The organism is Delftia sp. (assembly GCF_059499305.1).
On record NZ_JCABYI010000037.1, the window covers coordinates 24883 to 37077 of the forward strand.

At 59.9% G+C, this 12195-nt stretch carries 11 protein-coding genes and 1 pseudogene; 7 read left to right on the forward strand and 5 right to left on the reverse strand.

Annotation, left to right across the window (positions count from 1 at the left end; translation table 11 throughout):
* Positions 1-318 precede the first annotated feature (318 nt).
* Together AC5I49_RS25815 and AC5I49_RS25820 are read left to right on the forward strand one after the other, a co-directional pair.
* Positions 319-1254 (forward strand): restriction endonuclease, encoded by a 936-nt coding sequence (locus AC5I49_RS25815; protein ID WP_473210822.1) that lies wholly within the window; start codon positions 319-321, stop codon positions 1252-1254.
* A 443-nt stretch (positions 1255-1697) separates the two neighbouring features.
* Positions 1698-2714: a toll/interleukin-1 receptor domain-containing protein gene (locus AC5I49_RS25820; protein ID WP_495790101.1), complete on the forward strand. Its 1017-nt coding sequence runs from the start codon at positions 1698-1700 to the stop codon at positions 2712-2714.
* A gap of 1042 nt (positions 2715-3756) precedes the next feature.
* On the opposite strand, the gene AC5I49_RS25825 is transcribed toward AC5I49_RS25820, so the two are convergent.
* From AC5I49_RS25825 to AC5I49_RS25835, 3 genes are all read right to left on the reverse strand, one after another.
* Positions 3757-3978: a hypothetical protein gene (locus tag AC5I49_RS25825; RefSeq protein ID WP_495790102.1), complete on the reverse strand. Its 222-nt coding sequence runs from the start codon at positions 3976-3978 to the stop codon at positions 3757-3759.
* Between the two features lie 294 nt (positions 3979-4272).
* Positions 4273-4662, reverse strand: coding sequence for a YkvA family protein (locus AC5I49_RS25830; RefSeq protein WP_495790103.1), 390 nt, complete (start codon positions 4660-4662; stop codon positions 4273-4275).
* Complete coding sequence (locus AC5I49_RS25835) at positions 4659-4799, reverse strand: hypothetical protein (protein ID WP_392450525.1); 141 nt, start codon at positions 4797-4799, stop codon at positions 4659-4661. Before AC5I49_RS25835 ends, AC5I49_RS25830 begins: the two co-directional genes overlap by 4 nt.
* A gap of 450 nt (positions 4800-5249) precedes the next feature.
* Here AC5I49_RS25835 and AC5I49_RS25840 point away from each other — a divergent pair, with 450 nt between their 5' ends.
* The 3 genes from AC5I49_RS25840 to AC5I49_RS25850 all read left to right on the forward strand — a co-directional run bounded on the left by AC5I49_RS25840 (position 5250) and on the right by AC5I49_RS25850 (position 7310).
* Positions 5250-6185, forward strand: coding sequence for a hypothetical protein (locus AC5I49_RS25840; RefSeq protein ID WP_495790104.1), 936 nt, complete (start codon positions 5250-5252; stop codon positions 6183-6185).
* The gene (locus AC5I49_RS25845) at positions 6185-6688 is read left to right on the forward strand and encodes a hypothetical protein (RefSeq protein WP_250438868.1); all 504 of its coding nucleotides are present in this window, start codon (positions 6185-6187) and stop codon (positions 6686-6688) included. Before AC5I49_RS25840 ends, AC5I49_RS25845 begins: the two co-directional genes overlap by 1 nt.
* Positions 6689-6821: 133 nt before the next feature.
* Complete coding sequence (locus AC5I49_RS25850; RefSeq protein ID WP_250438869.1) at positions 6822-7310, forward strand: hypothetical protein; 489 nt, start codon at positions 6822-6824, stop codon at positions 7308-7310.
* Between the two features lie 41 nt (positions 7311-7351).
* Here AC5I49_RS25850 and AC5I49_RS25855 read toward each other — a convergent pair whose 3' ends face one another.
* Positions 7352-8794 (reverse strand): iron-containing redox enzyme family protein, encoded by a 1443-nt coding sequence (locus AC5I49_RS25855; protein WP_312841030.1) that lies wholly within the window; start codon positions 8792-8794, stop codon positions 7352-7354.
* Between the two features lie 316 nt (positions 8795-9110).
* On the reverse strand, positions 9111-10151 hold the full coding sequence (locus AC5I49_RS25860; RefSeq protein ID WP_312841029.1) for a LacI family DNA-binding transcriptional regulator: 1041 nt from the start codon (positions 10149-10151) through the stop codon (positions 9111-9113).
* Positions 10152-10320: 169 nt separating this feature from the next.
* Here AC5I49_RS25860 and AC5I49_RS25865 point away from each other — a divergent pair, with 169 nt between their 5' ends.
* Positions 10321-11325: a Bug family tripartite tricarboxylate transporter substrate binding protein gene (locus AC5I49_RS25865; protein ID WP_312841028.1), complete on the forward strand. Its 1005-nt coding sequence runs from the start codon at positions 10321-10323 to the stop codon at positions 11323-11325.
* 20 nt (positions 11326-11345) lie between these two features.
* Positions 11346-12186 (forward strand): annotated as a pseudogene (locus tag AC5I49_RS25870) (HpcH/HpaI aldolase family protein).
* Positions 12187-12195 lie beyond the last annotated feature (9 nt).

Genomic DNA, 12195 nt, shown 5'->3' on the forward strand with positions numbered 1-12195 from the left:
GACACAAATTCATACAGCACTGGGGATAAGGACAGCAGCCGGACAGCTCTCTCACGCTCCAAGGAGCCTGTCCCCTGCGCGACCCATGGCAATGAGCACGATCAATCCATTGCCCCAAATGACAAGGCAAGGAATTTCGCAGACCAGGCATACACCACCCGCTACGTAATCAATAGCGCATTGCACACATTCATCGCCAGCCAGAAGACATCGTGAATGTCAATTTCTCTTGATTTCACCGCACCCATTGGCACAGGAATTCGCCTCGCCCATAAATGTTGCAAAATGTTTGGCAATTTGATCGATGGAGGAGCGGGAGTGGCAAGAAAACGAAAGACCAGCACGGCAGAAGACCTCATGGATCTGATCGCCACGCTGCCCTGGTGGGCCGGCATCGCATTGGCGCTCACCAGCTACATGGTGCTGCACTCCATTGCCATCCGTCCCCTGCCTGCAGCGCAAAGCCCGCAGCAAATAGGCCAATTGGCCACCACGGCCATATGGCAGGGCCTGGCTACCGGTGGCCAGTACATCCTGCCCCTCATCTGCCTGGCCGGCGCGGCCATTTCCGCCGTGCGCAAGCGGCGCCGCAGCCGGTTGTTCGAAACCACCTCGGCCAGTTCCAGCGCGGACGCGCTGCAGAACATGTCATGGCGGGAGTTTGAAACGCTGGTGGGTGAGGGATTTCGGCGGCGCGGCTACGGCGTCAGGGAAACCGGTGGGGGCGGGCCTGATGGTGGTGTGGACCTGGTCCTCTCGAAGGATGGCGAAAAGACACTGGTGCAATGCAAGCAGTGGAAAGCCTTCAAGGTAGGCGTTTCCACTGTGCGCGAGCTTTATGGCGTCATGGCGGCTGATGGGGCCGCTGCCGGCTTTGTGGTGACTTCTGGCAGGTTTACTCAGGAGGCTGTGGCGTTTGCTGCGGGGAGGAATATCCACCTCATGGACGGCGCCGCGCTCATGAAATTGCTGAAGGAAGCAAAGGCCCAGACAGGAGCGGCTTCAACAACCAAGGCCCGGACTTCTGCACCTTTGGCGAGCCCTGTGCCTGTGGTCGAGCCCGTCAAGACGGAGCCTGCTTTGGACACAGTGCAACCGGCTGCTGCCCCAATACCCGGCTGTCCTCAATGCGGGAAAGCCATGGTTCAGCGGGTTGCGAAGCGTGGGCCTGCTGCGGGGAAGTCGTTTTGGGGATGCTCGGCGTTTGGTGCGGGGTGTCGAGGGACCCGGGAAATGGTTGGGAATGGGAGTTGATCTTGTAGATGATTTTTTTTAACCTTGAGCGGTCCTCCGGTTGAACGCTCAAAAGCCGTCATTCAGCCGAGTTGTAAGCGCCAGGGCAACATGCCCAGAAACGCTCGAGTTTCACTTGCCCTATGTCTCGCGGATGCCGCAAGCCGTGCCATTTCACAAACACGCGTCACTACCTGCACGTAGGCCTGTTCGGTGTGCAGGCTATTGTGTTTGTAACCAACTCGCTCACGGATCTGGTCCAGCAACCGTGTGGCGCACAACACAGGAGGGGCGGCGGGTTTTATGGCTGAATCTAGTGCTATATTTTATACAGAATACGTACCGTCAGGCGACGGCCACAATCCCCTTTCCGCGTTTTTTGCCAATTTAGACCGCACGCGCCAGATATGGTCTGCGGCTTGGCGATGTCTACATTACTTTAGCCTGATACAGGAAATAGCCCTATGAACGACACAGAGCAGAAAAGCTGGGACATATTTATCTCGCACGCATCAGAGGACAAGAACTCATTCGTGGCGCCATTAGCGAACGCGCTTTCTGCTTTTGGCGTAAACGTCTGGTATGACGAATTTGAGCTCAAACTCGGGGATAGCTTGAGCAGGAGTATTGATGCAGGACTTGCTCGATCGAACTACGGCTTGGTGGTTCTGTCGCCGGCGTTCATGTCTAAGAAGTGGCCGGACTACGAACTGCGTGGGTTGACGAGTCGTGAAATTGCGGGAGGAAAGGTTATCTTGCCTGTATGGCAGAACGTAAGCTTCGATCAGGTGGTCGCGTTCAGCCCCACTCTAGCGGACAAACTTGCGATCAAGTCCGACTCGCTGACGCCGGTGGAGGCCGCAGTCAAGATCATCGAGACTATCCGCCCAGAGGTGTTCACGCAAATCCAGCGTCGACTCGCATACAAGCTTGCTATCCGCGACGCTAAAGTCCAACAAATTGAGATTGAGAAGGTTCACCCCGGGCCCATTCGGCATCCCGAATTGAGTGATGAGTTAGTAGGACGCATAAGGCTACTCCGTGCATCTTTGCTTGGCGTCTATACCCACTCTATGGAATTTTGGATAGACGGTTTCAAGAGAGATGCGCATCCATCGCAAGAAGTTTCATGGTGGGAGCACGTAGCGGCTGTGCATCGCGAATATGCCGCCATGACCCGTCTCACCAAAGATCAGCATCAAGCCGCTTATGAGGCAGTTTTCTCAATTGCGATGGGTGACGAAGCCTCCTTCAAGAAGCACTCTACGGCGCTTCCTGAAGGCGCGCCTGAGGTTATATTGAGTCTATTCAATCACAAGTTGCCGACATACGATATAGATGAAAAATCACCGGATGCGTCCGTCGCGCATTCTGAGGAAGTTATCCGTTCCGCGCAAAACTACGACAAGGAACAGTTTCCCAAAGACTTGCCAGAAGACTTGATTCGGGAACTGCTTGATTTGACCGAGCGAAAGCAATAAGCGGCTCGAGTAACGCGCTAGCACGGGTTAACAAGTCGATCGACACTGACATCCTCTCAGCGAGCTTCGCCCGCCTACTGTCCGCCGGTCATCTCCAACGCTAGAGCCCATGAACATCGAGTGTCCTGAGTGTCGCACTGAGGTCCCGTTCAGCGATGCCTTTGTCAGAGCATTTTGCTGGGCCGGCTCCGCTGTTGCATACCGCTGCCCCGCATGCGGCGTTCTTTGTCATTTCTCGCCGCATCTAAACACAGTGGAGATCGGATTTTTGGGTGCCAGCCCTGTCCTAGATCCCATTCCAGGTACTTACTATCCGATCGAAGTTCAAGTTCATCGTCGGGGCGAAAACCTTTTGCTGTCCTATGGTCGCCAGGAGGTGGAGCTGCCAAGTTTGCGAAACTACATTGAGCGCCTGCATGGCAAGTCGCCCGACCCTAACTCATCCTTGCAGCGGACCGCATTCGGCGGCTGCTGAAGTTATACGTTGGGCTGCAAAGGAACTGTCATGGAACGGCTAACGCCGTTGAATCCCGCAGAAGCAGTTGGCGAGCGCCTGACGCAGAGCTTATTACGGCAACTAGAAGTGGCGCTTGCCCCAGGACATGTTCTTTACGGTGTTCCCGTAAAGGTCCTCGCTCGGGGGAATGGAAATGACGCTCTCTTCAAACTGTTGGATGGCAGCGGAAGGGGAGCCGATGTGCATCTCACGTGGTCAAATAACGCGAGCGTTTGCCTTGGCTTGGCACGGACTTTTATGCGTCTCTGCAAGACTGAGCGGAGAAAGTCATGAGGCCTGAGCACCAAGAGCGGGCGAGTTAAATTGCTAGGTTTGTTGCCCAACCCTGCGCTCCGGCGGACGGCTTCGCCACCAGCTGAGCTTGAACGTTGAATGTCTGCTTCTTGATTCCATCAGCGACGGCTCATGGTCGAGAGCAGCCCCCAATAGTCACGCTCTCCACCTGTTCCACCAACCCCTGCTGGCAGCCCCAACCCACCAGAAAGGCCATGCATATCATGCGTGGCCTCCCAGCGCAGCACCCAGTCAATCCATCCCCCGCACCACCCCACGCTCCCTAACTCCCCCCATCACCCCCTCAAGCACCTCTTCCTGCGCCTGAATAAACGCAAGCAATTGCCCCGGGGTCACCGGTTCCAAGGCATGCCCCGGATAAGCACCAATGATCAAACTGGAAATCAGCCCCAACTGATCCTGCACGCGCTGCAGGCTGTTGTACTCCGGCTCGGAAAGTTGAAAGTACAGCATGGCAACTCCTCAATGAGCACGCTTGTCGGCTGATGCAAAGGAATGCCCATGCGCTCGAAGAACGGGGCCACGCAAAGGATTGGGAGAGGGTTTGGGCATTGATACGCCCGCAAGGAAAGCAGCCATAAGGCCTCCTATGAGTACGTCCAACTGCTTTCGGGAGTGTGGCGGGACCGCCTGTGAAGGTGTGTTCAGCACCTGGGCGAGATGATACAGCGCTCAGGCACAGCTCCCGCATCCTTGTGTTGCCCGCCCGCCGCCGCTCAGCCCGGCAAGGCGTCGCGCTCAAAGACCCTAGCGCCCTCGGAACACAAGGAAGGCCCCCACGCAAACGCATAGCCAGACGCCCACCACCAGGGCGACTCCGGCACGGCTTCGGGGCTTGCGGCCCTGGACCTGCATCCAGGCCTCGGCCTGCTGGCGGCTGTCGGCCAGCACGGCAGGGGGAAGCAGCCGCACGGTGAGCCAGATCAGCGCGGGCAGCAGCAGGACGTCATCCACATAGCCCAGCACGGGGATGAAGTCGGGGATCAGGTCGATGGGGCTCAGGGCGTAGGCGACTACGAAGGCGCCCAGGGCCTTGGCATACCAGGGCGTCTGGGGGCTCTTGCAGGCAAACCATAGGGTGACGCCATCGCGCTTGATGCGTCGTGCCCAAGCCTTCAATTTTTCACCGGCTGTCATGGGTGTGCGAGGTTGTGAACGGGCTGGATGATGGCGGCCGGCTGTTGCCGTTGGTGCTGCGCCGCCAGGCCCGCGCAGCACTCGATGATATGAAACGCCAGCCCGCTGCGCGCGGTGTCCTTGTACCGGGTCTTCATGACCGCATCACCACGGTGCCGTGCCTGTGGCCGCAAAGGCCCGCAGCACGGCGGTGTCGGCTGGCCTGCGTCCACTGGGGAAAATGGCTGCACTGACTGGCAAAGCCTTGTCACCGCCCTCTTCCTCATTCCAAGACCCATATCGCCTGTGCTCAAGGCATGCATCTCGCATATGAGTCTAGGAATAATCTGAAAATAATCAGTCACCAGCCTTTCTACTTGACTTCCAGATACCCAAGAAATCAAATAGCCGGACTCCCACAGCGGAATTCCCAGGCCATTGCTTGACATTGGCCTTGGGAATGATTGCGAACGCGCAATTCCCACTCCCATACCTTGATCGGACCTGATTTCCCATAGGCCTGATGGGAGGCCTGCGTTTGTGATTTTTCTGGCATTTGGCAAACCACCATTTACTTATTCATTCAATTAACCATTCGCTTGCAGGCCATGGCAACATCCACCGATCTCACCCACCCGTATATCAGCTATGAAAAGGCCTTCAACAGGCAGATCACCCGTGCCATGGACAGCCAGCAGGTGGACGTGGTGGTACTCACGCCGCAAGAGTTCCTAGGCGTCCTGCAAGACAGGTCGCGCAATGACCCGCGCCTGGAGGCCAACCTGCGCGCCATCCTGGCCCAAAGCGCCCTGGGCCGGTATTGGACGCAGACGGCCAGCCCCAATGCCGGCAAACCCTGGACCATACCCGCCTCCATGTTGGCCAATGACGCGTACCTGTTCACCAGAACGCTGATTGCATTGCGCCTTGCCGGTGCGCGCACCTATGTCAAGGCGACTCCCAAGGGCACCTATATCATCATCACGGGCCGAGCCGGGTTTCGCGGCAATCTGCTGCAGGGCACGCGCTTTCTCACCACCAATCCCCGCATGGTCCAGATGGGCCTGGGCATGCGCGGCCTTCAGGGCGTGGCTAGAGGGGGCTTCATCTTGAGCTTGGTCGTGGGTATCGGCGTGGAGACATTGGATTTCATCTTCAACGACGAGAAGACCATGCATGACCTGGTTGGAGGGATTGGAGTGGAGGCGGTCAAGGCTGGGTTGGCGACGATGGTTGGTATAGGCGCGGGAATTTTTGTCGCAAGCGTGACTACTATTGCTGTTTTTTCTTTAGGTGCCATGGCCTTAATGGTATTTTTTACCGGGATAGCTTTAAATAGAATCGATAAAAGTTGGGAAATAAAGAAAAATGTTATTACTTCACTAAAAATTTTGACAAACAGCACACCTTCTGGCATATACCGCGTTAATACTGACGCTCTCGTCACAGAACAGTTGAGTGGCAATCATGAAACAACAGAGATCAAAGAAATACCCCAGAACCATCCTAAAAATTTACTATCCCCTATTAATCGCAAAAATTGATGAGTCTTGAAATGGACAAAAGAAATTTAACCGAAATCAGAAAATCACTAATATGGAGTATTCCACTTTTTCTGCTGCTTCTAGCAATGTCAATTTGGAGTATTTTCTATTCTCTATGCGAAACCGTAAATGATTTGAATAAACTCGCACCATCAGTAAGAATCACACCATTTGATCCAATTGCGTTGTGTGTGCCAATAATTTCAATCACAGGAATTATCATTGCAATACAAAAATCAGTCCCTTGTACAGAAGACGCCATGAAAATCCCAACGCGTATTTTTTTATCCGCCATAGCCGTTGGAGTTTTTATTATGTTTTTTTGTATTTTTGCAGTTACTCCTCTTCAGTACTATGCCATGCCAAAACTGGGCTATACCCGCTGCAATATCCTGGAAGACCACCCCACCATTTATTTTACAGACTGGGTAAAGAATCCGGATTGGTGCGTGCGTGGAAAAAGCCGGAAATGGGTCAATGAGCAAGCTCGTTTGGGGAAATAAGGCAGCCGTACTCTTTTGAACGCAACGGCTGCAGTTACTATATTTACTAAAATTGGCTCAATTTTATTGATCGACGACCAAGCAGTCTTTCCGCGCAGAAACAGCAGCAAAAATTAGCAACCAGGAGTACACAATGCAATATCGCGTCAAGCAGAACAGAAAAAATGCTATTTGGGTTATTCCTTTTGCCATAGCGCTGCTTATTGTCGATTTGTACCTTATCCGTGAAATTGTTATACCGGAGACTCTAGATCTCTTTGATCTTTCACCAGTAGTTAGAATAACACCGCTATCTCCGATGATAGGCTCCTTCTGGGCAATCCCATTGACATTGATAGTGGCAGTTATTGCCAACGCAATTCCTTTCAGAAAGCAAACACTTAAAAAGGTGGAATGCATTCTCCTCTCTTCCACTTGCGCCAATATATTCTTTGCCGCTGTCGGATTCTTTGCAATACTACCTTTGCAGTACTACGCCATGCCCCAACTCGGGTATACACACTGTAATATTCTAGAAGGCCATCCAAATAAAGATTCAATGGACTGGGTCAAAAACCCAGAATGGTGTGTGCGTGGAAAAAGCCGGGAATGGGTCAAAGAGCAAGCCCATCTTGCCCAATGACCAGATGATTTTTCCCGGGTAGGTAAAGAGGGTCGAATGGCCTACCGGCCCAGGAACAGGCGGGTGGCGCGCAGGCCCAGGGGCGTCCAGTGCAGGCCCGGTGACATGGCCTGTACCAGCAACTCATGCTGGGCCGCTGGATCGAGCGTGGGGTAGCGCTGCTCGAAGAGCATCAGGTCTGTGTCCAGCTCCTGCGCGCTGCGGCCCGGGTCGGGTCGCGCGCCACGGGATGTGCGCAGGCGTTCGGCCACGCGAAAGCTCATGCGCCGCGCCGGTTTGCCGGGCTCGGCCAAGGATTCGAAGGAGGCGCCATCCGCACTGGCCGGCCCACGCAGCCAGTCATGAATGACTTGCAGCTCATAGGGAGAGAAAACACCGAACATCTCTGCCCGCTCGCCCTGCAGCAGCTGCCAGAAGCGGCTTTCCTCAGCAGGCCGGTTGCGTTGTATCCAGCGTGCCTGCTCCAGCGCGCCCAGGAAGGCAGGCATGTCCTGCGGACGGGACAGCCAGTCATTGACGCTGCGGCCGGCCACCTTGCAGAAGTCCGAGTGAGCGCCATGCCCGGAAGGCGATTTGCGCGCCAGGATGCGCACCACCTCAGCTTCGATATCGAACGATCGGATCACGTCCAGCGTGCTGGTGCCCGTGTCTGCCAGCCGGGCGCCTGCGCGTACGCGGCGCCAGTATTCGCCGCCATCGTCAATGCGCGGCGCGTTCTCCCAGGCGGCAATGCAGGCGCGCCGGGCATGGCCGGTGTCGGCGTTGTCCACGGTGACATGCAGCGTGAAGTAGTAGGGATCTATTCCCAGTTCATTGAGTTCGTAGGCGGTGATGAGCAGGTGCAGCGGCAATTGCTCATAGCCCAGGTTGAATCCCACGATCTCGGGCAGGAACTGCTGCGCATTCCAGCCCAGCGCCAGCTGTACCAGCCCCTGCCGGTACAGCTCGTCGGGCAGGTCCTCCACGGGATCAAGGCCATACCTGGCCAGCAGCTCCCGATAGAGCTTGACGTGGTTCTTGTCGGCCATGCCGTCGCCCAGTTCTTCCACATAGGTGGTGACCAGGTCCGACATGCGTGAGTTGCCCGCGTGCGCGCACAGGCCGTAGAGCCAGGAACCGTCCACCAGCTTGGTAGGTGCCACATTGCGCAGGAAGTACAGCGCATGGGCGCGGTTGCCGAAGTAGCGGCGTGCCACACCCGCCTTGCGCTCTGCAAGGTAGGCCTGGTACTGGGCGTGCACTTTTTCGACATTGGCACGCATCCAGTCGGTCAGGTGCTCCGGGTTGTCCGGCAGGCCATCGGCATCGGCAGAGGTCTCGGCGATCACGCCGTGCAGGAAGTCCGCAGCAGCCTGGCGCTCCTGTTCGGTGGGCAGATGGTTGGCCAGGCGTTCGTAGAGCGGCACATGCAGGAAAGAAGACTCAAGCGTGCCTGCGCCAGCGGCCAGTTCGGTACGTGGGGGGTCCAGCAGTTCTGTGTTCATGGTGGGGCTTTGGTCCGTAACGCCTTCAGGATGCGGTGTGGCCCTCGGTACAGCCATCGGGCCAACGCCTTCCTGTGCGTCGTAATACGCCTACCCTTGACGCAGGCGCCCGGGCCGGCCCGCCGTCGCCCTGGCGCCCGCGCTCTTGGCACTGGAACAAGACCCGCCCCGGCCTTCCCGGCGAGCATTGGCTGGTACTGGGCGCCGGCCTGCTGGGCCTGGGCTGGGCCCGGTTATGGACAAGCGCGGCGTCTTGCTGATACTGAGATAAAGCCGGTCTTCCTGCCGCTGCCCGGCCATTGGCTCACGCTGGCGTTCAGCGCGCATCTTCGTGCCCCCGCGTACTCCCCCTCCCCACCACCTCGAACCCCACATCCTGCGCTGCCGCCGCCACGCCACCGGCCATGCGCGCAATCAGCGCCTCTGCGCCCAGGCGGCCGATGGCGGCGCCGTCCACGCGCACGGTGGACAGGGCGGGCCAGGCGTCCAGCGCCAGGGCCTGGTCGCCAAAGCCCAGCACGCCGAATTCCTCGGGCATGCGCAGGCCCAGCGCGTGGGCGTGGGCGTGGGAGAGAACACCTTGCGCCAGCGCATCGGAGCTGCAGAAGACGGCATCGACCTCCGGTGCCTGGGCGCGCAGGGCGTTCAAGGCATCACGGCCACGGCCGGATTGGGGGATGGCTTCCGAGAAGACGATTTGCGCAGGAACCGGGGCACCGGCTTCCGCAGCGGCGCGGGTGAAGCCCAGGGCGCGGCGGGCGGCGCGGCTGTCGTCGGCGCGCAGGATGGCCGGGCGCCGGTAGCCGCAGGCGGCCAGGTGGCGGAAGGCTGCGCGGCCCGCGTCTTCCTGCGAGAAGCCGACCACCATGTCCAGCGGATGGGGCTGGTAGTCCCAGAGTTCGACCACGGGCACGTCGGCATTGACCAGCAGGCGCCGCGTGCGTGCCGTGTGCTCGGTGCCGGTGAGCACGATGCCGTCCGGCCGGCGGCTGAGCATGGCGGCCAGCCAGGTTTCCTCATGCTCCGGGTCGTAGCTGGAGATGCCCAGCGTGGTTTCATAGCGCTGCGCGGCCAGGGTGTGGATGAGCGCATCGAGCATGTCGGAAAACAGCGAGTGCCCCACCGAAGGCACGATGGCCGCCACCAGCCGCGTCTGGCGCGAGGTCAGCCCGCCCGCCAGGGAGTTGGGCACGTAGCCCGATTGCTCCACGGCCTGTGCCACGCGCAGCCGCGTGGCCTCGGCCACCAGTTCAGGCCGGTGCAGCGCGCGCGAGGCGGTGATGGGCGACACGCCGGCAATGCGGGCCAGGTCCTTGAGCGTGGGCGCATTGGCGTTGCGCAGGGTGCGGAGGGTCATGCGAGGCCTTTGCCTGGAATGGCGATGGAGAGGCGGCTTGAGGATGATTGCGTGGTCATGTTAACGATGATGTCCATCAGCACGGTCTGATTGTTTCCCCTCGTACGTCCGAATGGAGAGCGCTGCCTTTGCTTGAAATGATTGCGCAATCATTCAAGAGGAGACCACCATGCGCCCTTCGTTCTCCAACCGCCGCAGCGCCATGGCGCGGCTGCTTGCTGCGGCCCTGGCTCCGGCCTCGATACTGGCCCCGACACACGCCCAGGCCCAGGCTGCCTGGCCCATCAGGCCGATCACGCTGGTGATTCCCTTCCCTCCCGGTGGCCAGACCGATGTGGTGGGCCGGCTGGTGGGAGAGCGCCTGTCGCAGCGCCTGGGCCAGCCCGTGGTGGTGGAGAACCGGCCCGGCGTGAATGGCTCGCTGGCCTCCGACGCCGTGGCGCGCGCGCGGGCCGATGGCTACACGCTGGTGATTGGCGGGCCGGGCACGCATGCCATCAACCAGCTGGTCAATCCCAACGTGAAGTACGACGCGCGGCGGGATTTCACGCACATTGCCATGCTGGGGCGCGTGCCCATGCTGCTGCTGGCCTCGCCCAGGCTGAAGGTCGCTTCGGTGGCCGATGTGGTGGCCCTGGCCCGGGCCAGCCCCGGCACGGTGAATGTGGCGCTGACGGGCATTGGCTCGTCCAGCCATGTGACGACGGAGCTGCTGCGCCAGGCGGCCGGCGTGAGCTTCAACAACGTTCCCTACAAGGGCGATGTGCCCGCCATGACCGATGTGATGGGCGGCCAGGCCGACCTGCTGTTCGTGCCCGCCACCTCGGCCGTGGGCTTTGCGCAGGCGGGCAAGCTGCGTGCGCTGGCCGTGGCAGGCGAGCGGCGTCTGGCGGCCCTGCCCGATGTGCCCACCATGGCCGAGGCCGGCCAGCCGCAGGTCGTCAACTATTCATGGACCAGCCTGGCGGGGCCGCCAGGCATGCCGGCCGATGTGGTGGAGCGGCTCAACCAGGCCTGCCAGTCCCTCCTGGCCGAGCCCGAGGTAGTGGCCCGGCTGGCCGCCATGAGCAACGAGCCCACGCCGGGCACGCCCGCCCAGGCCGCCAGCTTCATCGCCGCCGAGGTGGCGCGCTGGAGCGAGGTGGTGCGCAAGGGAAACATCCAGGTCCAGTGAACAGCTTCAGGAGAGTCCCCATGAGCATGCTGCCCGCCAATACGTTCAAGCGCGCGCTGCGCGAAGGCCGCCCGCAGATCGGCCTGTGGTCCACCATTCCCTCCCCCTTTGTCTGCGAGATGATCGGCGGCGCGGGCTACGACTGGGTGCTGCTCGATACCGAGCACACGCCCACCGACGTGCCGCTGATGCTGGGCCAGCTGCAGGCCGTGGCCGCCGCCCTGCCCGCACCGGGCGCCCTGCCCGTGCATGCCGTGGTGCGGCCCGCCTGCAACGATGCGGTGCTGATCAAGCGCTACCTGGACCTGGGCGCCCAGTCCCTGCTGCTGCCCTTTGTGCAGAACGCGCAGCAAGCGCGGGATGCCGTGCGCGCCATGCGCTATGCCCCCCCAGGGCATGCGCGGCATGGGCGGTTCCACTCGCGCGGCCAACTTCGGGCGCACGGCCGACTATGTGGCACGTGCGGCCGACGAGCTGTGCCTGCTGGTGCAGGTGGAGACGGCCGAGGCGCTGGAGCAGATCGAGGCGATTGCGGCCGTCGATGGCGTGGACGGCATCTTCATCGGCCCCGCCGACCTGTCGGCCAGCCTGGGCTATCCGGGCCAGGCGCGCCACCCTGTGGTGAACCGGGCCATCGACCAGGCCATCGCCCGCATCCGCGCCTGCGGCAAGGCGCCGGGGATCCTGATGGTGGACGAGGCACGGGCGCGCGAATGCCTGGAGCTGGGCGCGCAGTTCGTGGCCGTGGCGCTGGACACGCTCTTGCTGCGCGACGGGCTGGATGCGGCGGCGGCGCGCTTCAGGCAAGGGCTGCTGGCAGCGAACCCGCCAGGGCCCGCATCCACCGCCGGCAGCCACTGAGGAGCCCAC

Coding starts and splice junctions, on each gene's coding strand:
- AC5I49_RS25825 (WP_495790102.1), bottom strand. CDS start 3,978: ATGCTGTACTTTCAACTTTCCGAGCCGGAGTACAACAGCCTGCAGCGC.
- AC5I49_RS25830 (WP_495790103.1), bottom strand. CDS start 4,662: ATGACAGCCGGTGAAAAATTGAAGGCTTGGGCACGACGCATCAAGCGC.
- AC5I49_RS25820 (WP_495790101.1), top strand. CDS start 1,698: ATGAACGACACAGAGCAGAAAAGCTGGGACATATTTATCTCGCACGCA.
- AC5I49_RS25840 (WP_495790104.1), top strand. CDS start 5,250: ATGGCAACATCCACCGATCTCACCCACCCGTATATCAGCTATGAAAAG.
- AC5I49_RS25865 (WP_312841028.1), top strand. CDS start 10,321: ATGCGCCCTTCGTTCTCCAACCGCCGCAGCGCCATGGCGCGGCTGCTT.
- AC5I49_RS25835 (WP_392450525.1), bottom strand. CDS start 4,799: ATGAAGACCCGGTACAAGGACACCGCGCGCAGCGGGCTGGCGTTTCAT.
- AC5I49_RS25860 (WP_312841029.1), bottom strand. CDS start 10,151: ATGACCCTCCGCACCCTGCGCAACGCCAATGCGCCCACGCTCAAGGAC.
- AC5I49_RS25850 (WP_250438869.1), top strand. CDS start 6,822: ATGCAATATCGCGTCAAGCAGAACAGAAAAAATGCTATTTGGGTTATT.
- AC5I49_RS25845 (WP_250438868.1), top strand. CDS start 6,185: ATGAGTCTTGAAATGGACAAAAGAAATTTAACCGAAATCAGAAAATCA.
- AC5I49_RS25855 (WP_312841030.1), bottom strand. CDS start 8,794: ATGAACACAGAACTGCTGGACCCCCCACGTACCGAACTGGCCGCTGGC.